Genomic DNA, 25339 nt, shown 5'->3' with positions numbered 1-25339 from the left:
CCGTTTCGCACCCGAGGACCGGACATCACATGACCGACCACACCCCCGCGATCGAGCTCAAGGGCATCTCCAAGGCCTTTGGCCCCGTGCAGGCCAACAAGGACATCTCGATCCGGGTGATGCCGGGCACGATCCATGGCATCATCGGCGAGAACGGCGCCGGCAAATCGACGCTGATGTCGATCCTCTACGGCTTCTACAAGGCCGATGCGGGCGAGATCTTTATCAATGGCCGCCCGACCCAGATCCCCGACAGCCAGGCCGCGATCCGCGCCGGCATCGGCATGGTGTTTCAGCACTTCAAGCTGGTGCAGAACTTCACCGTGCTCGAGAACGTCGTGCTCGGGGCCGAGGAAGGCGCGATGCTGCGCCCGTCGCTCGCCAAGGCGCGGCGCCAGCTCAAGCAGCTGGCCGCCGAATACGAGCTCAACATCGATCCCGATGCGCGGATCGAGGATATCGGCGTCGGCATGCAGCAGCGGGTCGAGATCCTCAAGGCGCTGTACCGACAGGCCGACATCCTGATCCTCGACGAGCCCACGGGCGTGCTGACCCCGGCCGAGGCAGACCACCTGTTCCGCATCCTCAAGGGGCTGCGCGACCAGGGCAAGACGATCATCCTGATCACCCACAAGCTGCGCGAGATCATGGAGATCACCGACACGGTGAGCGTGATGCGGCGCGGCGAGATGACCGCCACCGTCCAGACCGCCGAGACCTCGCCGCCGGAGCTGGCCGAGCTGATGGTCGGCCGCAAGGTGCTGCTGCAGGTCGAGAAGGCCCCCGCCACGCCGGGCCGGACGATCCTCGAGGTCGAGAACCTGACGGTAATCGACAGCAAGGGGGTCGAGCGGCTGCGCGGCATCGGGCTCGAGATCCGCGCCGGCGAGATCCTCGGCCTCGCCGGCGTCGCCGGCAACGGCCAGTCCGAGCTGCTCGAGGTGCTGGGCGGCTACCGCAAGGCCGAGGGCCGGATCCGCCTCAACGGCGAGGAGATCGACCTCACCGGCCGCAAGTCGGACGCCCGCACCCGGCGCGCGCGGGGCATCGCCCACGTGCCGGAGGACCGGCATCACGAGGGGCTGATCCTCGACTTCACCGCGTGGGAGAACGTGGCCTTCGGCTATCACGACAAGCCCGAGTTCAACAAAGGCATCTTCATGGACAACGCGGCCATCAAGGCCGACGCCGCCGCGAAGATGGAGCGCTTCGACGTGCGCCCGCCGAACCCGAACCTCGCCGCCAAGAACTTCTCGGGCGGCAACCAGCAGAAGATCGTCGTGGCGCGCGAAATCGAGCGCAACCCCGACCTGCTTCTGATCGGCCAGCCGACCCGCGGCGTCGACATCGGCGCGATCGAGTTCATTCACGAGCAGATCGTGGCGCTGCGCGATATGGGCAAGGCCGTGCTTCTGGTGTCGGTCGAACTCGACGAGATCATGTCCCTGTCGGACCGCATCGCGGTGATGTTCGACGGCCAGATCATGGGCGAGCGCCTGCCGTCGGAGACCGACGAGCGCGAGCTGGGCCTGTTGATGGCGGGCATCACCGATACCGACAAACCGCATAGCGAGGCCGAGATCGAGGCCAACCTTGCCAAGAAGCGCGCCAGCGCCGCGAAGGAGGCCTGAGATGCAGAAGATGCCGCAATGGGCGGATGTCGTGCTGATCCCACTGATCAGCCTGATCCTTGCCGCCCTGCTCTCGGCCCTGGTGATCCTCGCCATCGGCGAGAACCCCTGGGCCGCGCTGAAGCTGATGGTCGAGGGCTCGCTCGGCTCGACCTATGCCTGGGGCTACACGCTCTACTACACCACCAATTTCATCTTCACCGGCCTCGCCGTGGCGATCGCCATCCATGCGCGCCTGTTCAACATCGGCGGCGAGGGACAGGCGATGCTGGGCGGCCTCGGCGTGGCGCTGATCGCGCTCTTCATCCCGTGGCCGCACTGGAGCCTCGCACTCCTGGGCGGCGCGGTCGGCGCGGCGCTGTTCGGCGCGGCCTGGGCGCTGATTCCGGCCTGGCTGCAGGCCAAGCGCGGCAGCCATATCGTGATCACCACGATCATGTTCAACTTCATCGCCGCGGCGCTTCTGAACTACCTGCTGATCGGCGCACTCAAGCCCTCGGGCTCGATGGAGCCCGCCACGGGCCGCTTCCCCGAAGCCACGCATCTGCCGACCTTCCAGGACATGTTCTCGACCGCCGAGACGGCGCTGTTCCGTGGCGCGCCGGTCAACGTGTCGTTCTTCGTGGCGCTTCTGGCCTGCGTCGCGGTCTGGGCGCTGATCTGGCGCACCCGGCTCGGCTACGAGATCCGTGCCTTCGGCCAGTCTGAATCGGCCGCGAAATACGCGGGCATCTCGCCCACCCGGATCATTGTCGTGACCATGCTGATGTCCGGCGGACTGGCGGGCATGATGGCGATCAACAACGTCATGGGCGAGGCCGAGCGTCTGGTGCTCAACGCCGTCGAGGGCGCCGGTTTCATCGGAATCGCAGTGGCCCTGATGGGCCGCAGCCATCCCTTCGGCGTTCTGCTCGCCGCACTCCTGTTCGGATTTCTCTATCAGGGCGGCGCCGAGCTGGCGCTCTGGACCTCGATCCCGCGCGAACTGATCGTGGTGATCCAAGCGCTCGTGATCCTCTTCACCGGCGCGCTCGACAACATGGTGCGGATGCCGCTCGAGGCGATGTTCCTGAGGCTGAGGCCGGCGCCGAAGCCCGCCCGCAAGACCGAACCGGCGGAGTGAGCCCATGGATTTCCTGACCCTTCTGCAGGTGCTCGACACCACCATCCGGCTTGCCACGCCGCTGCTGCTGGCCTGCCTCGCCGGGCTGTTCTCCGAGCGCGCGGGCATCTTCGACATCGGCCTCGAAGGCAAGATGCTGGCCTCGGCCTTCCTCACCGCCGCGGTCGCCGCCGTCACCGGCTCGGTGCTGATCGGCACCGCGGCGGGCATCGGCGCGGCCCTGATGCTCTCGGGCATCCACGGCCTTGCCTCGATCACCTTCCGTGGCAATCAGCTGATCTCCGGCGTCGCGATCAACTTCCTCGCCGCCGGCCTCACCGTGGTGATCGCCCAAAGCTGGTTCGGCCAAGGCGGCCGCACGCCGCAGCTTTCGGGCAGCGCCCGCTTCGAGACGATCGACCTGCCGCTTGCCGGCGAGATGCGCGGCGACATTCCGTTCATCGGCCCGATCTATGCCGAGTTGATCTCCGGACATTCGCTGCTGGTCTATATCGGCCTGCTGGCGGTGCCGGTGACCTGGTGGGTGCTGTTCCGGACCCGCTTCGGACTGCGGCTGCGCGCGGTGGGCGAGAACCCCGCCGCGGTCGATACCGCCGGCATCTCGGTGGTGGGGCTGCGCTTTGCCGCCGTGGCGATCTGCGGCCTGCTCACCGGCCTCGCCGGTGCCTATCTCTCGACCGGCCTGCAGGCTGGCTTCGTCAAGGACATGACGGCCGGGCGCGGCTATATCGCGCTCGCCGCCCTGATCTTCGCCAAGTGGCGGCCGTGGTACGCGCTCGGCGCCTGCCTGCTGTTCGGCTTCCTGCAGGCGCTGGCGCTGCGCCCGGACGTGATCGAGAGCACGCTCGGCTTCGAAGTGGGCGTACAGCTTCTCGACGCCCTTCCCTACATTCTCACGGTGGTGATCCTTGCAGGCTTCGTCGGCCGCGCGATCCCGCCCCGCGCCGGAGGCGAACCCTATGTCAAAGAGCGTTGAACTCGCGGGCCTGATCCGGGCCCAGGCCGGGCAGGAACCGGTCAAATACGGGCTGATCCTCGGCTCTGGCCTCGGCCATATCGCCGGTGCCGTCGACGGCGTCACCATCCCCTATGACAAGCTCGCGGGCTTTCCGCATGCGGGCGTGTCGGGCCACAACCCGGTGCTCGCCGTAGGCGACCTCGAGGGGCAGCGCGTCGCGGTGTTCGGGGGTCGGGCGCATTATTACGAGAACGGCAATCCCAACGAGATGCGGCTGCCGCTCGAGGTGCTCAAGGCGCTTGGCGCCGAGGCGGTGATCCTGACCAACGCCGCCGGAAGCCTGCGCGCCGACATGCCCACCGGCTCGATCATGGCGCTGTCGGATCATGTCAACTTCTCGGGGCTGAACCCGCTGATCGGCGAAAAGACCGATGCCCGTTTCGTGCCGATGGGCGATGCCCACGACCCAGAGCTGCGCGCGAAGCTGCGCGCGGCGGCCGAGGCCGAGGGGGTAGAGCTGCACGAGGGCGTCTATGCCTGGTATTCCGGACCCTCTTTCGAGACTCCGGCCGAGATCCGCGCGATGCGCACGCTGGGCGTCGACGCGACCGGCATGTCGACCGTGCCGGAGGTGATCCTCGCCCGCTTCCTCGGGCTCAAGACGATGGCCGTTTCAGCGATCACCAACATGGCCGCCGGCATGTCCGACGAGGCGATCGGCCACGAGCATACCAAGGCGATGGCGCCGCTGGGCGCCGCCAAGCTCGAGCAGGTTCTCCGACGGATGCTGCGCGACGCGGGCTGAGCGAAGCGCCGCCGCCGCATCGCGGCATTCTTCCCTGCCGGGGCTTGGAAAACCCGGCGGGGGCTGCCTTAATCGACCTACCGCAAGGGGTCGATCATGCAGCTCTACCTCCCCATCGCCGAGGTTTCGGTCAATATCTTCCTGATCCTCGGCCTCGGTGGGCTGGTGGGCGTGCTGTCGGGCATGTTCGGTGTCGGTGGCGGTTTCCTGATCACGCCGCTGCTGTTTTTCGCGGGCATCCCCCCGGCGGTCGCGGTCGCCACCTCCCCCAACCAGATCGTCGCCTCCTCCTTCTCGGCGTTGCTGGGGCATCTGCGACGGCGCACCGTCGACATCACGATGGGCTCGGTGCTGCTCGTGGGCGGACTCGCCGGGTCGGCACTGGGCATGGTAGTGTTCAACTGGCTGCGGGCGCGCGGTCAAGTCGACCTGCTGGTCGAGCTGAGTTACGTGATCTTCCTCGGCACCGTCGGTGCGATGATGTTCGTCGAGAGCGTGAACGCGCTGGTGAAGTCGCGCCGTCCCGGCGCCCGGCCCAAGCGGCGCCGGCACAACTGGGTCCACGCCTTGCCGCTGAAGATGAAGTTCCGCGTCTCGGGGCTCTATATTTCGATGATCCCACCGCTGCTGGTGGGGCTCGCGGTCGGGGTACTGGCGGCGATCATGGGCGTGGGTGGCGGCTTTGTCATGGTGCCGGCGATGATCTACCTGCTCGGCATGCCGACCAAGGTGGTGATCGGCACCTCGCTGTTCCAGATCATCTTCGTCACCGCCTTCACCACCATGCTGCATGCCATCACCAACCAGACGGTGGATATCGCCTTGGCGCTGCTGCTGATCGCGGGCGGCGTGGTCGGCGCGCAGCTCGGTAGCCGCATCGGCGCACGGATGCGCGCCGAACAGCTGCGCATCCTGCTGGCGCTTCTGGTGCTCGCGGTCTGCGGCCAGCTGGCGCTTGGCCTCGTGTTGCGGCCCGCCGAGCTCTACGAGATCGAGCTGGTGGACGCCGCATGATCCGGCTGGTCCTCCTGCTCGTCGCGCTTGCCCTGCCCGCCGCCCAGCCCGCTCGCGCCGAGGAAATCGTGCTCGGGCTGAGCCGCGACGAGGTGGCGATCACCGCCACCTTCGACGGCTCGGAGATCCTGATCTTCGGCGCGGTGCGGCGCGAGGCGCCGCCGCCCCCGAACGCGGCGCCGCTGCAGGTGATCGTGACGGTCTCCGGCCCGCTCGCCCCGGCCATGGTACGGCGCAAGGAACGCCGCGCCGGGATCTGGACCAACACCGAGGCCTTCGAGGTGGATGCCGCACCCTCCTTTTACGCGGTGGCCACCACCGCGCCGCTGGCGCAGGTGCTGACCGCCACCGAGGATCTGCGGCACGCGGTCTCGATCCCGCGCGCGATCCGCGCCGTGGGCAACCGCATCGCCGGTGCCGGGGATTACGTCTCGGCGCTGGTGCGGATCCGCGAGGACGCCGATGTCTACCGGCTGCAGGAGGGCGCCGTCGATCTCGAGGAGGAGACCCTGTTCCGCACCTCGCTGGCGCTCCCCGCGAACCTTGTCGAGGGCAACTACACCACGCGGATCTTCCTGACGCGCGAGGGCGCGGTGGTCGACAGCTACGAAACGGTGATCGGCGTGCAGAAGGTCGGCATCGAACGCTGGCTCTACAATTTCGCCCAGGAGCGGGCGGCGCTTTACGGGCTGATGTCGCTGGCCTTGGCAATCATGGCGGGTTGGGCGGCCTCGGCCGCCTTCGCCGGCTGGCGGCGCTGAGACCCGTTAAAATCCCGGCTATTCGGCGGCTCCCCGGTGACCGCATCCTCATGCTAGCTTGGCATTTGGGGGAATTGCACACAGGCCAAGAGGAGCACCGATGTCTCATCGCTGGATGTTCGAGGTATTGAGCGATCTTGAAACCTATGCCCGCTGCAACGGGCTGCCCCAACTCGCCAATAGGTTGTCACTCGCCGCGGGTCAGGCCGCGCATGAGCTGGCCGCCGCGCAGCGAACGGAGCGCGGCGAGCCGCCCCTGTCGCTGTCGCGGCGCGCCGAATAGGCGCAGCCCCACCTCTGGCCCCCGCCGCGGCGCGGGGATAGGGTCGCGCCATGACACTTCCCGCCGTGACGTTCTCCTCCGACCAGGCCGAAGCCTGGGATGCCGTGACGCAGCTTCTGCGTCTCACCGGCATCGATCTCGACGACGAACTGCTGAGCGCCCCCGCCTCGGAGGCGCGCCGCGCCATCGCCGTCATCGGCAAGGCCGGCTCGGGCAAGACGCTTCTGCTCGCCGAGCTGACCGCCGCGCTCAAGAAGGCGGGCGTCGACATCGTCTCGGGCGATTGGGAGGGCCGCAAGAAGAAGGACCGCCGCACGCTGGCGATCCTCGCGCCGACCAACAAGGCCGCGAGCGTGCTGCGCAATCGCGGCGTGCCCGCGACGACGATCCACCGCATCCTCTACACCCCGGTCTATGATCCGGAATACGAGAAGATCGCCGAATGGCTCGGCGGCGACGGAGAGAAGCCCAACATCGAGGGCCTCACCGAGGAGGCGCTGGCCCGCGCCGCCAGCGCCTTCGCCACGCATGGCTCGGTGCCCGCCGCGCTGGCCGCGGCCGGGCTCAGGGGCTCGGACTTCATCACCGGCTGGAAGCGCCGCGAGGAGCCGCTCGACATCGGCTTCATCGACGAAAGCTCGATGCTCGACGAGAAGCAGGTCGAGGATCTCAAGGAAATCTTCCCGACGCTGGTGCTGTTCGGCGATCCGGCGCAGCTGCCCCCCGTCCAGTCCTCGGGCGGCATGGTGTTCGACGCGATGCCCGACAAGGACAAGCACGTCCTGCACCGGATTCACCGGCAGGACGCCGACAACCCGATCCTCGATCTCGCCCACGCGCTGGCCGATCCGCAGGTCGATTTCTACGCCTTCGAGCGGCTGGTGCAGGAGGCCGCGGCGCGCGACGAGCGGGTGGTGATGGCGCGCCGGGTCGAGGCCGAACTGATGGCGCGCTCGCCGGTGCTCGTGTGGCGCAACGCCACGCGGATCCGGCTGATCCACGCCTTCCGCGCCGCCTATGGCGCGCCCGAGGGCGACCTGCTGCCTGGCGAGCCGCTGATCTGCGACGGCATCGAGCTGCCGCTCAAGCACCGCAAGAAGCGGCTCGATCTGGAGGCGCGCGGCCTGATCAAGGGGGCGCAGGTGGTCTATATGGGTCCCGGTCGCAAGCCGGGCTTCTCGCGACTGCACGTGATGGGCGCGCCAGAGCCGCAGCTCTCGGCCGCCTCGATCGTGCGGATCGAGCAGGAGGGCGATGCGGAGCCCTTCATCCCCTATGCTGCGCGGATGGGCGCCACCTTCCTGCACGGCGCGGCGGTGACGATCCACAAGGCCCAAGGGTCCCAGTGGGACACGGTGCAGGTCTTTGCCCCCGACATCGAGATCGCCTCGCGCATGGGCCGGGTCGAGGCCGGGCAGCCGCTATGGAAGCGGCTGGCCTACGTCGCGATCACCCGCGCCGAGCGCGAGCTGCGCTGGGTGGTGCGCTCGATGCTGGCCAAACCGAGCGACAGCCTGAACACCGACGACCTCGTGGCCCCAGCCGCGCCCTTCGAGCTCAGCGCGCAGGCGGCAGGGGAATAGCGGCCGACACCGGTGCCGCAAGCCGCGCGGGCGCGAAGTGATGTGCCACCGAATCCGCGTAGAAGCGCAGCAGCGGCTCGGCCCCCGGCGCCGGGCGCAGCCCATCGCCCCCCTCGCGCAGCAGCCCCCGCTTTCGCAGGATCTCCAGCGCATCGGCGGTGATCCGCGTGGCGTCGCGGCGCGGCAGGGCCACGCCGCGCGCATGCAGCATGCCGAGCCGCGCCGCGACCCGGATCTCGATCCGTTCGGGGGGCAGCGGCGAGACGTCGAGCAGGATGCCCGCGACCAGCGGCACCGGCAGCACCGGCATCACCTCCTCGATCCGCGTCTTCATCTCGTGCGCGAGCCGCGCCGTGTCCTGCGGCCCGGGCGTCGCGCCGCCCAGGAACTCGGCCAGCGAAAGCGGACGGCCGAAGCCCACCGAGGCGGTGCCGAAGCTCTTGAACTGGCCGGAAATACGTTGCCCCAGATGCGCCAGCACCGCGCTCGCGAGCCGCGAGGGCGGCACGCGGAAGCGCCGGTTTCCGGCCGCCGCCGCGCCGATCAGCACCCGGTCCTCGAGCACCCGGTCGTAGTTGAGCGCCACGGGCACGAAGATCACGTCGCGCCCGTGATTGTCGAAATCCTCGACGATATGCCCCAGAAGACCGGTCTTTGGCGTGGCCATGCGGCCGGTCAGGCTCAGCCCGCCTTCGGGAAAGATCGCCTGCGTGACGCCCCCGGCGGTCGCCATCTGCACGTAGCGCTGCAGCACCCGGCGATAAAGCGCGCCGCGGTCGCGCCGCCGGATGAAATAGGCCCCCATCGCCCGGATCACCGGCGATAGCGGCCAGACCCGCGCCCATTCTCCCACCGCGTAGGAGAGCGCCGAGGTGCGCGCGGCCAGCCAGGTGACGAGGACGTAATCCATGTTGGAGCGGTGGTTCATGACGAAGACCACCGCCGCGCCCGGATCGATCGCGTCGAGCGCATCGCGATCGAAAGCCCCCAGCCGGATCCGGTAGAGTGCACGGCTGAGCCACTTCGCCAGCCGCGTGCCGAAGGTGAAATAGGCGGTGGCGGAAAAGGAGGGCACGATCTCGCGGGCGTAATCGCCGGCCAGCTCGAAGGCTACGTTCTCGGGCACGCCGTGGCTTTGCGCATGTTCGACCACCGCCTGCGCCACGGCGGGATCGTAGATCAGCCGCTGGATCATGTCGTGGCGCCGCGCGAGCTTGAACGGTTCGATCGGGCGCGCGAGCCGCGTGTTGAGCCGCGCCACCGCCCGCTCCATCCGCTTGCGAAAGAACCAGCGCACCGAGGGGAACAGGAAATGCGAGGCAAAGGTGACCGTGGCGAAAAGCACGATCAGCACCAGCAGCCAGAGCGGGATCTCGACGGATCTGAACATGGGGCGACCCTGCCGCAATCCGGCGCGGAACGGTAGCGTCCAGGATCGCGCCTGGGGGGCGGGCACACCTTCGGACGGGGGAGCGATGCGTTTCGATCACGCCTGGGCGCCGCACTCGCCATCGCCCCGCATACCACCGAAACCGTGGCCGGATGGCCCGTTCGGGGCGTTTCCTTTGGGCCGGTCTGGACGCCTCCTTGCGGAAAGCCCATCATGAGGCTCCGCAGAATGCGGGCCAATTTCAGTGGTGGGGTACCGGCGGAAGCGTCGGTTTCCCGGGCATGGCATGTCTGGCCCCACCCCCGCGAACCGGACGATTGCCATGACCGATCACCGCCGCCAGCCGCCCCGGCCATCCGATGCCGCCGTCCTGACGCTGCGGCCCGATTTGCCGAGCCGTGCGGGTTTCGATTCCGATCACCCGCTGGCGAAAGGGATGGCAGCGGTCGATGGCCCCGCCCTCTCGCATCTGGGTGACCTCGCGGCGCTCTTGCCGAATGGCGATGCAGGACCGGTCGAGATCATGTCCGACGCGACCGGGCCGTGGATGCTGGCGATGCTGGTGGCATTGACAGAGATCCGGGGCGTGGCACGCGAGACGCTGCGCGGCGCGCTGTGCAACGACGTTATCGCCGACGCGCAGTCCCCGGCGGCCCCGCGCTGGTCGACCGCCGCTGCCTTGGACCTTGGGGCGGACACCCTGTCATGGACCCGCCGGGTTCTTCCTGATCTGCGGGGCGCGCGGCTGCACGTGTCGTCGCAGGGCGATCCGGTCACCGCGATGGCCATGGCCCTGCGATCGGGTCTGGCGCTGCTCGCAGCATCGTCGCGGCGCGAGAAACCGGAGCATCTGCGTGCCGCCGCCCAAGGCGTCGAGTTCGTGATGCCCGGCGACAGCGCGCAGCATCGGGCCGCCGGCGCGATCCTCGCCGCGCTGTGGCACGATCTGCTGGTCGAGCGGCACGGGCCGGATTTCGCCCGCCGGGATGATCTCGTTCTTTATCGAAGCGATGCCGTGGCCCCCGCTCGGATCGAGAATGCGATTAGCGCGGCCGAGCTGCGTGAGGCACTCGAACGGGTCGAGCGCGAGGCGATCTGCCATTCCCTCGCGGACACCCCTCCCCCTCCCGCGGCGGTGCCGGAGGACCGGACAGAGGCGCTGGCGCGGTGGCGGCGAGAGCGTGACGGCAACGCGGTGCAGAAATCGCTCCTGGCCCTGCGCGAGGCGGCCAAGCGCGGCATCAACATCATGGGTCCCTCGGTGGCCTGCGCCAAGGCGGGGGTGACGACGGGCGAATGGGCCCGCGTGCTCGCCGACGCCCTGCCCGCGGCCGAACCGCTGCTCGTTCACGAGATCCCCGCCGTCACGAACCTTGGCGATCTGGACGATGCCTGCGCGTCGATTGAGCAGGCCGCCCGTGGCCTAGCCCGTCCGGTTACCGTTCTCGTGGTTCGCCCCGGCCTCGATGCGCGGCCACCCGCCGGGCTGCCGCTGCTGCGCGCGGCACAGGATTGCGGCGTCGAATTGCGCGATCCCGGTCCGCGCCGTTTGCCCGCCGATATCGCCGCAGCGGTGTCGCGGGACCGGCCGCATGTGCTGATCTTCGCCATCCATTCGTCGCAATCGGTCGAAATGGCGATCGAAAGCATCGATGCATTGAGACAAGCCGGTTTCGGCATGATCCCGACGCTCTGCCTCTTGGGTTTCGATTGCAAATACGCAACGCAAGGTGAATTTCAGACGGAGGTTCACCTCAGAGCGGCCGGCGAAATATCGGCGCAGACCTTTCTGAATGACCTGGCCGAGCTCGTGACGTTGCGAAATTCCGGTACATACTGATACAAAATATTGCTTCGCCTGAACTTTTAGCCATCTCGCAGCTTTCCAATATTCATTACAATGAGCGGTGATGAAAACATCACTCAAATACGGAAAGAGAGACCATGGCGCATAACCTGCACGAAATGTCCCGCAAAGAACTCGAGAAGCTTCGGAAGGATATCGACGAAGCTTTGTCGACCGTTTCCCAGCGGGAGCGTAAAGCCGCCCTCGAGGCTGCCGAGCGGGCCGCGGCCGAGCATGGGTTTTCGCTGGCCGAGCTGGCCGATGCCGCCGGCAAGGGCCGGAAATCCAAGACGAAGAATCCTGCGAAGTACCGCAACCCCGAAGATCCGACCCAGACCTGGTCGGGCCGTGGCCGCAAGCCGCGCTGGATCAACGAGGCAGAAGCGGCCGGTCGGCCCCTGTCGGATTTCGAGATCTGATTTATCGATACCGGGTCGCGGGACCCGGCCTGACCCATCGTAATGAGCGAGGCGCATATGAGCACGCATATCGGAGCGGAACCGGGGGACATCGCATCGACGGTGTTGATGCCGGGCGATCCGCTGCGCGCCAAATGGGCCGCGGAGCGCTTTCTCGATGCGCCGCGCTGCATCAACGAGGTTCGCGGCATGCTCGGATTCACCGGGAAATGGCGCGGAAACGAGGTCACGATTCAAGGGTCGGGCATGGGAATGCCCTCCCTGTCAATCTATGCGAACGAGTTGATCCGGGAATACGACGCCCGGACGCTCATTCGCATCGGCTCTTGCGGCGCGATGCAGGCGGATATTGCGGTTCGCGACGTAGTGCTCGCGATGACCGCCTCCAGCGTGGGAAATCCGTCGCGCGCTATGTTGCGCGAAATACATTACGCGCCGCATGCCGATTATGCGCTGCTGCGCGCGGCGCATGACGCGGCCGCGCGTCGCGGCACGCCGGTGCATGTGGGCGGGATCTATTCCTCGGACACCTTCTATGACGAGCGCCCCGACCTGCACGAGCAGATGGTGCGGCACGGCATCCTCGCGGTCGAGATGGAGGCGGCGGAGCTTTACACCCTCGCCGCGCGCCACGGGCGTCGCGCGCTCGCCGTGCTGACCGTCTCGGACCATCTCGTCACCGGCGAGGACCTGCCGGCGATCGAGCGCGAACAGAGCTTCGGCGACATGGTCGAGATCGCGTTGGAAGCGGCTTTCGCCTAGGCCCCGTGCCCGCCCGCATAGCCGTTGCGCGGCGGGCTCTCCCATCCCTTCAGCACGCCCGGCTCCAGCTGTAGCACGGTCATGGAGAGCGGGTAGCAGGCTGCGCGGTCGCTCGAATGCCCGACCCCGCAATCGCCGCCCGGGCAAGCGCTCATCACCGCCAACAGATCGATCTCGGCGAAAAGGTCGAGATGATCCCCTGCCCTAACCGGGCTCGCCTTCATGAAATAGCGCCCGGTATCGCGGGTGAAGCCGGTACACATGAAGACGTTCAGCACGTCATGCACATGGCGCTCGGCTTCGGCCAGCGACAGCCCAGCATGCGTCGCCAAGGCGCGGGTCAGGTTGGAATGGCAGCAGCGGTCGTAATCCTCGCCTGAGAGCAGGTGATGCGTATAGGGGTCGCAGCGCGTGCCGATCACGTCATGTACCGAGGCGCCATCGGCGTCGATGCCGTACCAATCGAGGCTGTCGGCGATGATCGTAGCTATCGGGCGCAGATACGGGAAGCACGACCAGAGCCGGTCGCCGGTACTCACATGGGTGCCGTGCAGGGCGCGGGTCTTGCCGGAGAAGAACCGCTCGGAGAGGTCGTCGCGGGCAAAGAGGTTCAGATCCCCCACCTGGGGTCCCTCCGGGCAGCCCAGCCGCAGGATCGAACCCGCCGGAACCTCGATTGCGGCCGCGTCGCGCGGTGGCACGATCACCTCCGACACCGGCTGCGCCGTCGCGGCGGCGCGGGCGTAGAGGCCCATCGGCGGCGGGCTCAGGCTCCCGTCCGGATAGACGAGAACCGGGGGCGCCGCCCGGCGCGCATCGGCGTCGGGCGGCGGCTGCGTCATACGGCGCGCTCGACCATCATGTGCTTGATCGACTGGATCGCCTTGGCCGGGTTCAGCCCCTTGGGGCAGGTCTTGGCGCAGTTCATGATGGTGTGGCAGCGGTAGAGCTTGAACTCGTCCTCGAGATCGTCGAGCCGCTCGCCAGTGGCCTCGTCGCGGCTGTCGACGATCCAGCGATAGGCATGCAGCAGCGCGGCCGGCCCGAGATAGCGATCGCCGTTCCACCAGTAGGAGGGGCATGCCGTCGAGCAGGACGCGCACATGATGCATTCATAGAGGCCGTCGAGCTTCTTGCGGTCCTCGATCGACTGGCGCCACTCCTTGGCTGGGGTGTTGGTCTCGGTCTCCAGCCACGGCTTGATGCTCGCATGCTGGGCGTAGAAATGGGTCAGGTCGGGGATCAGGTCCTTGACCACCGGCATATGCGGCAGCGGATAGATCTTGATGTCCCCCTTCACCTCGTCGAGGCCATAGGTGCAGGCCAGCGTGTTGATGCCGTCGATGTTCATTGCGCAGGAGCCGCAGATCCCCTCGCGGCAGGAGCGGCGGAAGGTCAGGGTCGGGTCGATCTCGCTCTTGATCTTGATCAGAGCGTCGAGAATCATCGGCCCGCAGCTGTCGACATCGACGAAATAGGTATCGACGCGCGGGTTCTTCCCGTCATCGGGGTTCCAGCGATAGATCTGCACCTTGCGCAAGTTGGTCGCGCCCTCGGGCTTGGGCCAGGTCTTGCCATGGGTGATGCGGCTGTTCTTCGGAAGGGTGAGCTGGACCATGGTCAGGTCTCCTTGGGGAAAGCGCCGGGGGTCGTGCCCCCGGTCGTCGTCGCATGGATCTGGATCATCTGAGGCGCGGTGGCCGTACCGGCGCCTGACCGCTGCGGGCCACGACGCAGTCCTCGTAGACCTCGTAGGGGTCACGACCGCGCAGGTAGTCGTCGGTCACCCCGATCGAGATACCCGAGGACAGGCCGCTGCGCGAGCTGGCGCCGACGCTGACGCTGCCGGTGGGGCCCTGCGCGGCGCGCGCGCGCTCCTCGCAGACCCGCGCCGCGTCGAGCGGCGAGAGCGGGGCCTGCATACAGGCCCCTGCCAGCAGCGGCAGCGCCAGCGCCAGGAACAGCGCCGGGCGCATCAGTAGACCCGCGCCTTGGGCGCGATCTTCTTGAGATCGATGCCGCCCTCTTCCGCCTTGGTCAGCGGGTCGAGATGCACCGGGCGATAGTCGAGCCGCGCGGTGTTGCCCTCGATCCAGGCGAGGGAATGCTTGCGCCAGTTCTCGTCGTCCCGATCAGGATAATCCTCGTGCGCATGAGCGCCGCGGCTTTCCTTGCGCGCCTCCGCGGCGGTGATGGTAGCCAGCGCGTTGGGCATCAGGTTGGCGAGTTCCAGCGTCTCCATCAGGTCCGAGTTCCACACGAGGCTGCGGTCGGTGACATGGATGTCGTCCATCTTCGCCGCCGTGGCCTGCATCTTCTGCATGCCTTCCGCGAGGGTCTTGTCGGTGCGGAACACCGCCGCATCGGCCTGCATGTTGCGCTGCATCTCGAGTCGCAGCTCGGCGGTCGGCACATCGCCCTTGGCATGGCGCAGACCGTCGAAACGATCGAAGGCCTTCTCGATCGACGCCTTGGCCGGAGCCTTCACAGAGGTCGCCGGATCGACCACCTCGCGTGCCCGGATCGCCGCGGCACGGCCGAACACCACGAGGTCGATCAGCGAGTTGGAGCCGAGACGGTTGGCGCCGTGAACGCTGGCGCAGCCCGCCTCGCCCACCGCCATCAGGCCCGGCGTCACCGCGTCGGGGTTCTCGGCCGTCGGATTGAGCACCTCGCCCCAGTAGTTCGTGGGGATGCCGCCCATGTTGTAATGCACGGTCGGCAGCACCGGGATCGGCTCTTTCGTCAGGTCGACGCCCGCGAAGATGCGCGCCGATTCCGAGATGCCGGGCAGGCGCTCGGCCAGGGTCTCGGGCGGCAGATGGTTGAGGTGCAGGTGGATGTGGTCGCCATCCTTGCCGACGCCGCGGCCCTCGCGGATCTCCATGGTCATGCAGCGCGAGACCACGTCGCGCGAGGCGAGATCCTTGTAGGTCGGCGCGTAGCGCTCCATGAAGCGCTCGCCCTCGGAGTTGGTGAGATAGCCGCCTTCGCCGCGCGCGCCTTCGGTGATCAGGCAGCCCGCGCCATAGATGCCGGTCGGGTGGAACTGCACGAACTCCATGTCCTGCAGCGGCAGTCCGGCCCGCGCCACCATGCCGCCGCCGTCACCGGTGCAGGTATGGGCCGAGGTTGCGGAGAAGTAGGCCCGTCCGTAGCCGCCGGTCGCCAGAACCACGGTCTTGGCGGCGAAGACGTGCATCGTGCCGTCGTCGAGTTTCCACGCCAGAACGCCGCGGCAGGTGCCGTCATCGTCCATCAGCAGGTCGATGGCGAAATACTCGATGTAGAACTCGGCCTTCTGCTTGAGCGACTGGCCATAGAGCGTGTGCAGAATCGCGTGGCCGGTGCGGTCGGCGGCGGCGCAGGTGCGCTGCACCGGCGGGCCCTCGCCGTACTCGGTGGTGTGGCCACCGAAGGGGCGCTGGTAGATCCGGCCCTCCTCGGTGCGCGAGAAGGGCACTCCGTAATGCTCCAACTCGTAGACCGCCTTGGGGGCCTCGCGAGCGAGATATTCCATGGCATCGGTATCGCCGAGCCAGTCGGAGCCCTTCACCGTGTCGTACATGTGCCACTGCCAGCTGTCGGGGCCCATGTTTCCAAGCGAGGCGGCGATGCCGCCCTGCGCCGCGACGGTATGCGAGCGGGTCGGGAAGACCTTGGAGATGCAGGCGGTGCGCAGGCCCTGCTCGGCCATGCCGAGCGTGGCGCGCAGGCCCGCGCCACCGGCGCCGACCACCACCACGTCGTATTCGTGGGTCTCGTATTCGTAGGCTGCCATCAGGGGTCTCCGATCAGAGGGCGAGGCGGATCAGGGCGAGAACGCCGATCGCGGCCAGAGCATAGGAAAGACAGGTCACGCCGATAATCAGCGCCTTGCGGGTCAGGCCCTGCGCGTAATCCTCGATCATGATCTGGGCGCCGGCCCGGAAGTGCCAGAAGCCGACGAGGAAGGTCAGGACGGCGATGGCCGCCGGGATCGGCCGCTGGTAGTAGATCACCACCTCTTCATAGGTGCCGCCCAGCACGGCGCCGAAGGTAAAGACGAAGAGCGGGATCAGCAGCGCCAGTGCCACCGAGGACATGCTCATGCGCCAGTGCTGCCGGGTTCCGGAATGCGACGCCCCGAGGCCGTGCGCGCGCTTGCGATCGGTCAGAAAAGCCATTGGGTGCCCCTTCAGAGAACGACGACGGTGAAGATGGTCAGCAGGACCGAGACGATCAGGATGATCTGGCCAAGCAACTCGGCCTTGTCGATCTCGAGCATCTTCACCTCGTCCCAGATCAGATGCCGGATGCCCGCGAGCGTGTGGTACCACAGGCCCAGAACCGAGAAGAACAGCACCAGATCGCCGAACCAGCTGCGCAGGAAACCGTCGGCGGTGGCAAAGCTTTCGGGCCCGGCGGCGGCGGCGGCGAACCACCAGACGATCAAGGCGGCGGCGACGATCATCGCGTTGCCGGTGATCCGCGTCAGGATCGAGGTGATCGAGGTGAGCTGCGGTCGGTAGATCGTGATATGGGGCGAAAGCGGGCGGTTGCCCCGGTTCACATCGGCCATGGCGTCGTCCTTATCTGGCGTGCGGGCCGGCCCTCGGGCGGCCCCGGCTGGCTTATCCCTAGCGATTTTGGACCGTCTGTCACCCATGCCTTCGCTGAAAGCCGTGGGAAATTCGCCAAATCAGGCGGGAAAATGCCGGGCGTGATCACAGTCCTCAAGACTGTGATCACGGGAGCTTCCATGCGGGCTGCGCTGCGAGTGACCGACATGCGCCTCATATAGAGGCGGCGATTCCCCGGCCCAGCCGCTGCGGCGATCCGCCTCGTCCCGAGGTGGTCTCGAAGCCGGCTCAGAGCTGGCCGAGCTTGAGATCCGCGGAATAGTCGACATCCGCCTCCTTGGTGACGGCCTGGCCGCAGCGCATCACGCCATTGGCGGCGTCATAGGCGTAGCTAGGCTCGCCATAAAGCTCCCAGCCCTTCGACAGGGCCTCGGTCACCTTGTGGCAGAATGCCGAGGTGTCGTCCCCGGTGAGAAAGCGGTAGATCTTCATGACATGGCTCCGAATGGGTTGGGTCCGATCCAGCCATGCACCAGCCCGATCAGGATGAAAACCACCACCCCGCCGATCACGGCCCGTACTTCGCGCGCCCTGGTAGAGGGCGCGAAGTGCGGAACGGGGGCGCGGACGTCGAGCAGCGCCATCTCGATCACGGCCCAGAGCCCGAGCCCTCCGAATAGCACGAAGGAGGCCCAGTCGCCATTGGCCAGCAGATGCGCCCCTGCCCAGAGCGTCACCGCGAAAAGCTGTGGATGGCGCAGCGCGGCGGCGACGCGGGTCTTCAGCCCCGAGGCGGCGAAGAGATAGACGGCGACCAGCATCATCAGGTTGTTGAGGTGGCGCGTCCACGGGGCGGGCACGTGATGTTGGGCCGCGTCCCAAGCGCCGTAGCCGAAGATCATCAACAGCAGCCCGAGCAGCACCAGCCCCGCCACGACCCCGCGCGCGGAGCTGCCCAGCCGGGCATGCAGCCTGGGCGCGAGGCGCGGCATCAGATGCGCCGCGCTCCACAACGCCAGCCCGAGGACAAGCGCCGTCATGCGTCCACTTCCGCTGCGATCCGCTCGGCGAGGGCCAAGGTCTTGCGGGCGGTCTCCACGTGCAGCGCCTCGACGATCTCGCCATCGACCACCGCCACCCCCTGCCCCGCCGCCTGCGCGGCCTCGAAGCCGGCGATGCGGCGCCGCGCCAGGTCGATCTCGTCGGCGCTCGGTGCGAAGGCCGCGTTGGCGGCGGCGATCTGGGCCGGGTGGATCAGGCTCTTGCCATCGAAGCCCATGTCGCGCCCCTGCACGCATTCGGCGGCAAAGCGCTCGGGCTCATCGAGCGCGTTGCACACGCCGTCGATCGCCGGCACCCCGGCGGCACGCGCCGCGAGCAGCACGCCTTGTAGCGCGGTCCAGAGCGGCATCCGGTCGGCGCGCGGTCTCGCGCCCAGTTCGCGCGCGAGATCGTTGGTCCCCATGATCACCCCGGCGAGGCGGGGATGCCCGCAGATCGCGGGCGCCGACAGCACGCCGCGCGCCGTCTCGATCATCGCCCAGAGCGGCAGATCGCAGCGCGCGGCCACCGCATCGAGATCGGCCGGTCCGGACACCTTGGGCACCGCAACCCCGTCACAACCGAGACCGCCCAGCGCGACGAGATCGTCTTGGCCCCAGGGGCTCGACAGCGCGTTGATCCGCACCAGCCGCAGCCGGTTACGGCCCGCGCCCCCCTCCAGGGCGGCGGGCAGCGCCGCGCGAGCGGCCGCCTTTGCCTGCGGCGCGACCGCATCCTCGAGATCGATGATCACGCCGTCGCATGACAGGGAGCGAGATTTTTCCAGCGCGCGGGCATTCGAGGCGGGCACGTAGAGAAGGGAGCGGATCGGCAAGGCAGGCCTCCTGGAATGGACCACTCGGAGAGTGCAGCGCCGCGACCTCGGGCGCAACGGTGGCACCGTTAACCGCATCTTCGCCGGAAAGCGGCAGGCTGTCCGATGACTGAAAGGCTGCCCGATACCGAGGAGACACCCATGGACCCGATCCGGACGATGCTGTTCTCGCTGCCGCTCTGTGCGCTCGCCCTGCCCGCGGCCGCGATGCCACGCTGCGGCGCGCATGACGCGATCGTCGCGCAGTTGGCGGAACGCTACGGAGAAAGCCGGAAGGCCATCGCGCTCGACGGCGCGAATCAGGTCGTCGAGGTCTTCGCCTCGGACGACACGGGAAGCTGGACGCTGCTGGTCACCCGCGCCGACGGACAAAGCTGCCTCCTGGCGGCAGGGCAGGCATACGAGCCGCTCGACGAGCGCCTCGCCCCGACGGATCCGAATGCCTGAGTGGCTGAAAACAGCTTGTTTTGCCCTCGGGGTTGCGCCGGTTTCAGCTACCCGCGCCCAGAGTGAAAAAAATTCGTTCCTGCCATGCAACCCGTGCCCACACCACGTGTTCAACTTTCGTAACGGGTAGCGCATCCGAACCGGATCGGCGCGGAACCCGGAAGGACGAAAGGTTCTGGAACGATGAAAATTCTTCTGACCACTGCGGCGACCGCGCTCGTCATGGGGACGACCGCCTACGCCGAATCGCATGCGATGGGCATGGGGAGCTACGAAGTCTCGGCAGACGACTTCTACGCCTCCAACCTGATGGGAATGCGCGTCTACTCCTCCGAGCAGGAGCTTGGCGAGAATGGCGACCCGATCAACTTCACTGAACAGCAGTGGGACGACATCGGCGAGATCAACGACCTGGTCATCTCCGAGGATGGCTCGGTGCAGGCGGTGATCGTCGGTGTGGGCGGTTTCCTCGGGATCGGCGAGAAGGACGTCGCCCTCACCATGGATCAGGTCCGCACCTATGATGACGAGAACGGCGAGCGGTTCCTCGTGATCAACTCCAGCCAAGAGGCCCTCGAGGCCGCCCCGGCCTTCGAGCGCGCGACCGCCGAAGACACCGCGATGACCGAGGGCGAGGCCGCCGAGCCGGGCATGGTCGAGCAGACCGATGCCGCCGCCGCGACGGCGGCCGCCACGGCCACCATGGCCGAGGGCGAAGCCGAGATGGAAACCGAAGCCGAAGCCGAGACCGAGATGGTCGAGGGTGAGGCCGAGATGGAGACCATGGAAGCCGAGGTCGAGACCGAGATGGCCGAGGGCGAAGCCGAGATGGAGGCCATGGAGGCCGAAGTCGAGACCGAGATGGCCGAAGGCGAAGCCGAGATGGAGGCCATGGAGGCCGAGGTCGAGACCGAGATGGCCGAGGGCGAAGCCGAGATGGAGGCCGTGGAGGCCGAGGTCGAGACCGAGATGGCCGAAGGCGAAGCCGAGATGACCGAGACCGCCCCGGTGACCGGCGCCACCGGCATGGTCGAGCGTGAAGGCTACACCACCGCGGCCGTCAGCGATCTCAGCACCGACGAGCTGACCGGTGCCACCGTTTATGGCGCTGATGACGACAATATTGGCGAGATCGAAGACCTCGTGGCTTCCGATAGCGGCGAGATCACCGAGGCCGTGATCGGCGTCGGCGGCTTCCTCGGCATCGGCGAGAAGAAGGTCGCCGTGAACTTCGAGGATCTGCAGATCCTGACCAACGAAGACGGCTCGGACATCCGTGTCTATATCAGCGCCACCGAGGACGAGCTGAAGGCGCTGCCGGCCTACGAGGCGCCCGAAGAGGCGGCGATGGATGCTGGCATGGAGACCGAAGCCGAGACGGAAATGGAGACCGAAACCGCGCCCGCCGCGCAGTAAGGTTTACTCTTGCCTGACGAGATGGCCGCCCTCCGGGGCGGCCATTTGCGTTTGCGCAAACATCCGGCGCCTTGGCCCCCGCCGGGCCCGTCAGCCTTGCAAGAGCGTTCCGCGCGGCTTAGGCAAAGCCTCGCAAACACATTCTCGACAGGAGCCATTCATGGCCAGACCCAAGATCGCCCTCATCGGCGCCGGTCAGATCGGCGGCACGCTCGCCCATCTCGCCGCGATCAAGGAACTCGGCGATGTCGTGCTGTTCGACATCGCGGAAGGCACCCCCCAGGGCAAGGCGCTGGACATCGCCGAATCCGGTCCGGCCGAGGGCTTCGACGCCGTCCTCAAGGGCACCAACGACTATGCCGACATCGCCGGCGCCGATGTGTGCATCGTCACCGCCGGCGTGCCGCGCAAGCCCGGCATGAGCCGCGACGACCTGCTCGGCATCAACCTCAAGGTCATGAAATCGGTGGGCGAGGGCATCGCCAAGCACGCCCCCGACGCCTTCGTCATCTGCATCACCAACCCGCTCGATGCGATGGTCTGGGCGCTGCGCGAATTCTCGGGCCTGCCGCACGAGAAAGTCTGCGGCATGGCTGGCGTGCTCGACAGCGCCCGCTTCCGCCATTTCCTGAGCCTCGAGTTCAACGTCTCGATGCGCGACGTCACTGCCTTCGTGCTGGGTGGCCATGGCGACACGATGGTGCCGCTGGCGCGCTATTCCACCGTCGGCGGCATCCCCCTGCCCGACCTGGTGCAGATGGGCTGGACCACGCAGGAAAAGCTCGACGCGATCATCCAGCGCACCCGCGACGGCGGTGCCGAGATCGTCGGCCTGCTGAAGACCGGCTCGGCCTTCTACGCGCCGGCGACCAGCGCGATCGAGATGGCCGAGGCCTACCTCAAGGACCAGAAGCGCGTGCTGCCCTGCGCCGCCTATGTCGATGGCGCGCTGGGCCTGAACGGCATGTATGTCGGCGTGCCGACGGTGATCGGCGCCGGCGGTGTCGAGCGGATCATCGACATCAAGATGAACCGCGACGAGCAGGCGATGTTCGACAAATCGGTCGATGCGGTGAAGGGCCTCGTCGACGCCTGCAAGGGCATTGATCAGAGCCTCGCCTGATCGTAGGCCTCCGGGGCGGGCCATACCGGGCCCGCCCCAGCAAGGACCCCGGCGCAGATGACGGATCAAGACCTCGACCGCGGTTTCGTTTTCGCGGTGACCGGCAAGGACTATGTCACCCTCGCCCGGCGCGCGGCGCGCAACCTCAGGGGGGTCATGCCCTCGGTGAAGATCGACCTCTTCACCGACGCGCCCCTCGAAGACGAGGTCTTCGACCGGGTTCACCTTCTCGAACAGGTGTCCCGCCGACCCAAGATGGAATCCCTGCAGCGTTCGAGATTCGCGCGGACCATCTATCTCGATGCCGACATCGTCACGCTGGCGCCGCTCGACGACGTATTCGACATTCTCGACCGCTTCGATATCGCCGTGACGGCGAGCCAGCGGCGCAACGACTACCGAAATCGCGAGCAGTATCCGGGCCATCCGGTGCCGCCGGCCTTTCCGCAGATGAATGGCGGCGTGATGGCGATCCGGCGCAACGCCGCGACCGACCGCTTTCTGGAGGACTGGCATGCCATGGTGCATGACGGCACCCAGAAGTTCGACCAGCCGGCGCTGCGGGTGCTGCTCTACGAGGGCGATCTTCGGCTGCATGTGCTGCCGGTGGAATACAATGTCATGTTCTTCCGCCCCTTCATGCTGAACGGCAATGGCTATACCGCGCCTCGCCTGCTTCATGAGCCCAAGCTGCACCAGAAGCCCGCGGGCGACCCGCTCCGCCCCTTCTCGCCGGATGAGGTTCTGGCCCCGCCGCAGGTCGCCAAGCTGGCCGAGTTCCTCGACAACGATCAGACCCTGACCCACTACGCCCCGGTCACCGGCGGCGCGCCGGTCGCGCCGACGCCGCACCGAACGGGATGGCGCAGCTTTCTGGGCAATCTCAAGCGCCGGGTCATCTGAGCGGTCCGGTTCGGGGACCGCCGGAAATCCTTCGAAGCGAGAGCAGGCGTAGCCTGCATCGGCAGGGGCCCCGAATCTTCGGCGGTTGAAGGGGGCAAAATGACCTCCCAGCTCGGTTCTTTCCAGATGTTGCGCAGGCGGGTTTTTGCCAGCGCGGAGGTGCGCCCTGAATAAAACGATCATGATCGATCCAAACGTGATCACATGATTTTTTCTTGTGATCACGTTGGTCGCATTTCTGGGCCGCGTTCCGACAAACCGGTTCTTTTGTAGGTTTCGATATGGTTCAAGGGGCCAAATCACGGCAACCGAGGACCGGTCCATGAACATCCACGAATATCAGGCCAAGGCCCTTCTGCGCAGCTACGGCGCGCCCGTCTCGGACGGGCGGCCCGTCATGCGCGCCGAAGAGGCGAAAACCGCGGCTGGCGAACTCGACGGCCCGCTTTGGGTGGTGAAGGCGCAGATCCACGCCGGCGGCCGCGGCAAGGGCAGCTTCAAGGAAGCCGATGCCGGCGAGAAGGGCGGCGTCCGCCTGGCCCGCTCCGTCGAGGAGGCGGCCGAGGAAGCCAAGAAGATGCTCGGCCGCACGCTGGTCACGCACCAGACCGGTCCGGCGGGCAAGCAGGTCAACCGGATCTACATCGAGGACGGCTCGGAGATCGAGACCGAGCTCTACCTCGCGCTGCTGGTCGACCGCGCCACCTCGCGCATCTCCTTCGTCTGCTCGACCGAGGGCGGCATGGACATCGAGGAGGTCGCCGAGAAGACGCCCGAGAAGATCCTGAGCTTCTCGGTCGATCCGGCCACCGGCTACCAGCCCTATCACGGCCGCCGCATCGCCTTTGCCCTCGGCCTCAAGGGCCAGCAGGTCAAGCAGTGCGTCAAGCTGATGGACACGCTCTACCGTCTCTTCGTCGAGAAGGACATGGAGATGCTGGAGATCAACCCGCTGATCGTCACCGACAAGGGTGATCTGAAATGCCTCGACGCCAAGATGGGCTTCGACGGCAACGCGATCTACCGCCATGACGACATCGCCGCCCTGCGCGACGAAACCGAGGAGGACAGCAAGGAGCTGGCCGCCTCGAAATACGACCTGAACTACATCGCGCTCGATGGCGAGATCGGCTGCATGGTGAACGGCGCGGGCCTCGCCATGGCGACGATGGACATCATCAAGCTCAAGGGCGCGGAACCGGCCAACTTCCTCGACGTGGGCGGCGGCGCGACCAAGGAGAAGGTCACCGAGGCCTTCAAGATCATCACCTCCGACCAGAACGTCAAAGGCATCCTGGTCAATATCTTCGGCGGCATCATGCGCTGCGACGTCATCGCCGAGGGCGTGATCGCGGCCGTCAAGGAAGTCGGTCTGCAAGTGCCACTGGTCGTGCGTCTCGAAGGGACGAATGTCGATCAGGGCAAGGAGATCATCAACAATTCCGGTCTCGACGTGATCGCGGCGGACAACCTGTCCGACGCCGCCGAGAAGATCGTCAAAGCGGTGAAGGGGTAACAGCAATGGCGATTCTCGTCGACGAAAACACCAAGGTCATCTGTCAGGGCCTGACCGGCTCGCAGGGCACGTTCCATACCGAGCAGGCGATCGCCTACGGCACCAAGATGGTCGGCGGCGTCACCCCGGGCAAGGGCGGCCAGACCCATCTCGACCTGCCCGTGTTCGACAGCGTGCACGAGGCCAAGGCTAAGACCGAAGCCAACGCGTCGGTCATCTACGTGCCGCCGCCCTTCGCGGCCGACAGCATCATGGAGGCGATCGACGCCGAGATGGAGCTGGTGATCTGCATCACCGAGGGCATCCCGGTGCTCGACATGATGAAGGTCAAGCGGGCGCTTCTGAACTCCAAGACCCGGCTGATCGGGCCGAACTGCCCCGGTGTCATCACCCCCGACGCCTGCAAGATCGGCATCATGCCCGGCCACATCCACAAGCGCGGCTCGGTGGGCGTCGTGTCCCGCTCGGGCACGCTGACCTACGAGGCGGTCAAGCAGACCTCGGATTCGGGCCTTGGCCAGTCGACGGCCGTGGGCATCGGCGGCGACCCGATCAAGGGTTCGGAGCATATCGACATCCTCGAGATGTTCCTCGCCGATGACGAGACCCAGTCGATCATCATGATCGGCGAGATCGGCGGCACCGCCGAGGAAGAGGCGGCGCAGTTCCTGGCCGACGAGAAGAAGCGCGGCCGCTGGAAGCCGACCGCCGGTTTCATCGCCGGGCGCACCGCCCCTCCGGGCCGCCGCATGGGCCACGCGGGCGCGATCGTCTCGGGCGGTCAGGGTGACGCGGAGAGCAAGATCGAGGCGATGAAATCCGCCGGGATCGTGGTCGCCGACAGCCCCGCCTCGCTCGGCGAAGCCGTGCTCAAGGCGATCGGCTGAACCCCTCGCGAAGGGGGCCGTGCCGCCCCCTTCG

The 25339-nt window shown here is 67.1% G+C and carries 27 protein-coding genes; 17 read left to right on the top strand and 10 right to left on the bottom strand.

Annotation, left to right across the window (positions count from 1 at the left end; translation table 11 throughout):
* Positions 1 to 29 precede the first annotated feature (29 nt).
* From LOS8367_RS12345 to LOS8367_RS12310, 8 genes are all read left to right on the top strand, one after another.
* Positions 30 to 1631: an ABC transporter ATP-binding protein gene (locus tag LOS8367_RS12345; RefSeq protein WP_085896829.1), complete on the top strand. Its 1602-nt coding sequence runs from the start codon at positions 30 to 32 to the stop codon at positions 1629 to 1631.
* Position 1632: 1 nt separating this feature from the next.
* Positions 1633 to 2754 (top strand): ABC transporter permease, encoded by a 1122-nt coding sequence (locus tag LOS8367_RS12340; RefSeq protein ID WP_085896828.1) that lies wholly within the window; start codon positions 1633 to 1635, stop codon positions 2752 to 2754.
* 4 nt (positions 2755 to 2758) lie between these two features.
* Positions 2759 to 3730, top strand: coding sequence for an ABC transporter permease (locus LOS8367_RS12335; protein WP_085896827.1), 972 nt, complete (start codon positions 2759 to 2761; stop codon positions 3728 to 3730).
* The gene (locus tag LOS8367_RS12330) at positions 3714 to 4517 is read left to right on the top strand and encodes a purine-nucleoside phosphorylase (RefSeq protein ID WP_085896826.1); all 804 of its coding nucleotides are present in this window, start codon (positions 3714 to 3716) and stop codon (positions 4515 to 4517) included. The genes LOS8367_RS12335 and LOS8367_RS12330 overlap by 17 nt, the downstream gene beginning before the upstream one ends.
* A gap of 96 nt (positions 4518 to 4613) precedes the next feature.
* Positions 4614 to 5531, top strand: coding sequence for a sulfite exporter TauE/SafE family protein (locus LOS8367_RS12325; RefSeq protein ID WP_085896825.1), 918 nt, complete (start codon positions 4614 to 4616; stop codon positions 5529 to 5531).
* A complete protein-coding gene (locus tag LOS8367_RS12320; protein ID WP_085896824.1) occupies positions 5528 to 6292 on the top strand; it encodes a TIGR02186 family protein in 765 nt (254 codons plus the stop codon). The genes LOS8367_RS12325 and LOS8367_RS12320 overlap by 4 nt, the downstream gene beginning before the upstream one ends.
* Positions 6293 to 6392: 100 nt before the next feature.
* Positions 6393 to 6575 carry a hypothetical protein gene (locus LOS8367_RS12315; RefSeq protein ID WP_085896823.1) on the top strand — a complete coding sequence of 61 codons (183 nt, stop codon included), beginning with the start codon at positions 6393 to 6395 and terminating at the stop codon, positions 6573 to 6575.
* Between the two features lie 50 nt (positions 6576 to 6625).
* The gene (locus LOS8367_RS12310) at positions 6626 to 8158 is read left to right on the top strand and encodes an AAA family ATPase (protein WP_085896822.1); all 1533 of its coding nucleotides are present in this window, start codon (positions 6626 to 6628) and stop codon (positions 8156 to 8158) included.
* Here LOS8367_RS12310 and LOS8367_RS12305 read toward each other — a convergent pair.
* The gene (locus LOS8367_RS12305) at positions 8133 to 9548 is read right to left on the bottom strand and encodes a 1-acyl-sn-glycerol-3-phosphate acyltransferase (protein WP_085896821.1); all 1416 of its coding nucleotides are present in this window, start codon (positions 9546 to 9548) and stop codon (positions 8133 to 8135) included. The genes LOS8367_RS12310 and LOS8367_RS12305 overlap by 26 nt on opposite strands.
* A gap of 286 nt (positions 9549 to 9834) precedes the next feature.
* Here LOS8367_RS12305 and LOS8367_RS12300 point away from each other — a divergent pair, with 286 nt between their 5' ends.
* The 3 genes from LOS8367_RS12300 (at position 9835) to deoD (ending at position 12575) form a co-directional block, all read left to right on the top strand.
* The gene (locus LOS8367_RS12300) at positions 9835 to 11388 is read left to right on the top strand and encodes a methylmalonyl-CoA mutase family protein (RefSeq protein WP_085896820.1); all 1554 of its coding nucleotides are present in this window, start codon (positions 9835 to 9837) and stop codon (positions 11386 to 11388) included.
* A 104-nt stretch (positions 11389 to 11492) separates the two neighbouring features.
* A complete protein-coding gene (locus LOS8367_RS12295) occupies positions 11493 to 11813 on the top strand; it encodes an H-NS histone family protein (protein WP_085896819.1) in 321 nt (106 codons plus the stop codon).
* A gap of 57 nt (positions 11814 to 11870) precedes the next feature.
* Entirely contained in the window at positions 11871 to 12575 is a 705-nt protein-coding gene (deoD, locus tag LOS8367_RS12290) for a purine-nucleoside phosphorylase (RefSeq protein WP_085896901.1), read from the top strand.
* Here the strand turns inward: deoD and LOS8367_RS12285 are convergent.
* The 9 genes from LOS8367_RS12285 to LOS8367_RS12245 form a co-directional block, all read right to left on the bottom strand.
* Complete coding sequence (locus LOS8367_RS12285; protein ID WP_085896818.1) at positions 12572 to 13417, bottom strand: urea carboxylase-associated family protein; 846 nt, start codon at positions 13415 to 13417, stop codon at positions 12572 to 12574. The two genes, deoD and LOS8367_RS12285, sit on opposite strands and share 4 nt — an antisense overlap.
* Entirely contained in the window at positions 13414 to 14193 is a 780-nt protein-coding gene (locus LOS8367_RS12280; protein ID WP_085896817.1) for a succinate dehydrogenase iron-sulfur subunit, read from the bottom strand. The genes LOS8367_RS12285 and LOS8367_RS12280 overlap by 4 nt, the downstream gene beginning before the upstream one ends.
* A 64-nt stretch (positions 14194 to 14257) precedes the next feature.
* Positions 14258 to 14551 carry a hypothetical protein gene (locus tag LOS8367_RS12275; protein WP_085896816.1) on the bottom strand — a complete coding sequence of 98 codons (294 nt, stop codon included), beginning with the start codon at positions 14549 to 14551 and terminating at the stop codon, positions 14258 to 14260.
* The gene (gene sdhA / locus LOS8367_RS12270) at positions 14551 to 16356 is read right to left on the bottom strand and encodes a succinate dehydrogenase flavoprotein subunit (RefSeq protein ID WP_085896815.1); all 1806 of its coding nucleotides are present in this window, start codon (positions 16354 to 16356) and stop codon (positions 14551 to 14553) included. The genes LOS8367_RS12275 and sdhA overlap by 1 nt, the downstream gene beginning before the upstream one ends.
* A gap of 13 nt (positions 16357 to 16369) precedes the next feature.
* Positions 16370 to 16741 carry a succinate dehydrogenase, hydrophobic membrane anchor protein gene (gene sdhD / locus LOS8367_RS12265; RefSeq protein ID WP_085896814.1) on the bottom strand — a complete coding sequence of 124 codons (372 nt, stop codon included), beginning with the start codon at positions 16739 to 16741 and terminating at the stop codon, positions 16370 to 16372.
* An 11-nt stretch (positions 16742 to 16752) separates the two neighbouring features.
* Entirely contained in the window at positions 16753 to 17136 is a 384-nt protein-coding gene (sdhC, locus tag LOS8367_RS12260; protein WP_085896813.1) for a succinate dehydrogenase, cytochrome b556 subunit, read from the bottom strand.
* Positions 17137 to 17425: 289 nt separating this feature from the next.
* Positions 17426 to 17629, bottom strand: a complete 204-nt coding sequence (locus LOS8367_RS12255) for a DUF1737 domain-containing protein (protein WP_085896812.1) — start codon at positions 17627 to 17629, stop codon at positions 17426 to 17428.
* A complete protein-coding gene (locus LOS8367_RS12250; protein ID WP_085896811.1) occupies positions 17626 to 18177 on the bottom strand; it encodes an NnrU family protein in 552 nt (183 codons plus the stop codon). The genes LOS8367_RS12255 and LOS8367_RS12250 overlap by 4 nt, the downstream gene beginning before the upstream one ends.
* Entirely contained in the window at positions 18174 to 19013 is an 840-nt protein-coding gene (locus tag LOS8367_RS12245; protein WP_242665578.1) for an HpcH/HpaI aldolase/citrate lyase family protein, read from the bottom strand. Before LOS8367_RS12245 ends, LOS8367_RS12250 begins: the two co-directional genes overlap by 4 nt.
* Before the next feature lie 141 nt (positions 19014 to 19154).
* Between LOS8367_RS12245 and LOS8367_RS12240 the strand changes: the two genes are divergently transcribed.
* From LOS8367_RS12240 to sucD, 6 genes are all read left to right on the top strand, one after another.
* Positions 19155 to 19460, top strand: a complete 306-nt coding sequence (locus LOS8367_RS12240) for a hypothetical protein (RefSeq protein ID WP_085896809.1) — start codon at positions 19155 to 19157, stop codon at positions 19458 to 19460.
* 183 nt (positions 19461 to 19643) lie between these two features.
* Positions 19644 to 20876: a PRC-barrel domain-containing protein gene (locus tag LOS8367_RS12235; RefSeq protein WP_085896808.1), complete on the top strand. Its 1233-nt coding sequence runs from the start codon at positions 19644 to 19646 to the stop codon at positions 20874 to 20876.
* A gap of 160 nt (positions 20877 to 21036) precedes the next feature.
* Complete coding sequence (gene mdh / locus LOS8367_RS12230; RefSeq protein WP_085896807.1) at positions 21037 to 21999, top strand: malate dehydrogenase; 963 nt, start codon at positions 21037 to 21039, stop codon at positions 21997 to 21999.
* A gap of 57 nt (positions 22000 to 22056) precedes the next feature.
* Entirely contained in the window at positions 22057 to 22902 is an 846-nt protein-coding gene (locus LOS8367_RS12225) for a putative nucleotide-diphospho-sugar transferase (RefSeq protein WP_085896806.1), read from the top strand.
* A 322-nt stretch (positions 22903 to 23224) separates the two neighbouring features.
* Positions 23225 to 24418, top strand: coding sequence for an ADP-forming succinate--CoA ligase subunit beta (sucC, locus tag LOS8367_RS12220; protein ID WP_085896805.1), 1194 nt, complete (start codon positions 23225 to 23227; stop codon positions 24416 to 24418).
* 5 nt (positions 24419 to 24423) lie between these two features.
* A complete protein-coding gene (sucD, locus tag LOS8367_RS12215) occupies positions 24424 to 25305 on the top strand; it encodes a succinate--CoA ligase subunit alpha (RefSeq protein ID WP_085896804.1) in 882 nt (293 codons plus the stop codon).
* Positions 25306 to 25339 lie beyond the last annotated feature (34 nt).

Origin of the sequence: Limimaricola soesokkakensis (assembly GCF_900172345.1) — a bacterium.
GTDB classification, from domain to species: Bacteria; Pseudomonadota; Alphaproteobacteria; order Rhodobacterales; family Rhodobacteraceae; genus Limimaricola; species Limimaricola soesokkakensis.
Note: the sequence above shows the minus strand (reverse complement) of the source record. Positions and strands in the feature narration are given on the sequence as shown.

Bases quoted from the DNA above. Each gene is read 5' to 3' on its own strand.
- LOS8367_RS12275 (WP_085896816.1), bottom strand. From the start codon at position 14,551: ATGCGCCCGGCGCTGTTCCTGGCGCTGGCGCTGCCGCTGCTGGCAGGG.
- sdhA (WP_085896815.1), bottom strand. From the start codon at position 16,356: ATGGCAGCCTACGAATACGAGACCCACGAATACGACGTGGTGGTGGTC.
- LOS8367_RS12250 (WP_085896811.1), bottom strand. From the start codon at position 18,177: ATGACGGCGCTTGTCCTCGGGCTGGCGTTGTGGAGCGCGGCGCATCTG.
- LOS8367_RS12325 (WP_085896825.1), top strand. From the start codon at position 4,614: ATGCAGCTCTACCTCCCCATCGCCGAGGTTTCGGTCAATATCTTCCTG.
- sucD (WP_085896804.1), top strand. From the start codon at position 24,424: ATGGCGATTCTCGTCGACGAAAACACCAAGGTCATCTGTCAGGGCCTG.
- LOS8367_RS12300 (WP_085896820.1), top strand. From the start codon at position 9,835: ATGTCTGGCCCCACCCCCGCGAACCGGACGATTGCCATGACCGATCAC.
- LOS8367_RS12225 (WP_085896806.1), top strand. From the start codon at position 22,057: ATGACGGATCAAGACCTCGACCGCGGTTTCGTTTTCGCGGTGACCGGC.
- LOS8367_RS12235 (WP_085896808.1), top strand. From the start codon at position 19,644: ATGAAAATTCTTCTGACCACTGCGGCGACCGCGCTCGTCATGGGGACG.
- LOS8367_RS12320 (WP_085896824.1), top strand. From the start codon at position 5,528: ATGATCCGGCTGGTCCTCCTGCTCGTCGCGCTTGCCCTGCCCGCCGCC.
- deoD (WP_085896901.1), top strand. From the start codon at position 11,871: ATGAGCACGCATATCGGAGCGGAACCGGGGGACATCGCATCGACGGTG.
- LOS8367_RS12280 (WP_085896817.1), bottom strand. From the start codon at position 14,193: ATGGTCCAGCTCACCCTTCCGAAGAACAGCCGCATCACCCATGGCAAG.
- LOS8367_RS12305 (WP_085896821.1), bottom strand. From the start codon at position 9,548: ATGTTCAGATCCGTCGAGATCCCGCTCTGGCTGCTGGTGCTGATCGTG.
- LOS8367_RS12315 (WP_085896823.1), top strand. From the start codon at position 6,393: ATGTCTCATCGCTGGATGTTCGAGGTATTGAGCGATCTTGAAACCTAT.
- sdhD (WP_085896814.1), bottom strand. From the start codon at position 16,741: ATGGCTTTTCTGACCGATCGCAAGCGCGCGCACGGCCTCGGGGCGTCG.
- LOS8367_RS12295 (WP_085896819.1), top strand. From the start codon at position 11,493: ATGGCGCATAACCTGCACGAAATGTCCCGCAAAGAACTCGAGAAGCTT.
- LOS8367_RS12335 (WP_085896827.1), top strand. From the start codon at position 2,759: ATGGATTTCCTGACCCTTCTGCAGGTGCTCGACACCACCATCCGGCTT.
- LOS8367_RS12310 (WP_085896822.1), top strand. From the start codon at position 6,626: ATGACACTTCCCGCCGTGACGTTCTCCTCCGACCAGGCCGAAGCCTGG.
- LOS8367_RS12240 (WP_085896809.1), top strand. From the start codon at position 19,155: ATGGACCCGATCCGGACGATGCTGTTCTCGCTGCCGCTCTGTGCGCTC.
- LOS8367_RS12345 (WP_085896829.1), top strand. From the start codon at position 30: ATGACCGACCACACCCCCGCGATCGAGCTCAAGGGCATCTCCAAGGCC.
- sucC (WP_085896805.1), top strand. From the start codon at position 23,225: ATGAACATCCACGAATATCAGGCCAAGGCCCTTCTGCGCAGCTACGGC.
- sdhC (WP_085896813.1), bottom strand. From the start codon at position 17,136: ATGGCCGATGTGAACCGGGGCAACCGCCCGCTTTCGCCCCATATCACG.
- LOS8367_RS12285 (WP_085896818.1), bottom strand. From the start codon at position 13,417: ATGACGCAGCCGCCGCCCGACGCCGATGCGCGCCGGGCGGCGCCCCCG.
- mdh (WP_085896807.1), top strand. From the start codon at position 21,037: ATGGCCAGACCCAAGATCGCCCTCATCGGCGCCGGTCAGATCGGCGGC.
- LOS8367_RS12255 (WP_085896812.1), bottom strand. From the start codon at position 17,629: ATGAAGATCTACCGCTTTCTCACCGGGGACGACACCTCGGCATTCTGC.
- LOS8367_RS12330 (WP_085896826.1), top strand. From the start codon at position 3,714: ATGTCAAAGAGCGTTGAACTCGCGGGCCTGATCCGGGCCCAGGCCGGG.
- LOS8367_RS12340 (WP_085896828.1), top strand. From the start codon at position 1,633: ATGCAGAAGATGCCGCAATGGGCGGATGTCGTGCTGATCCCACTGATC.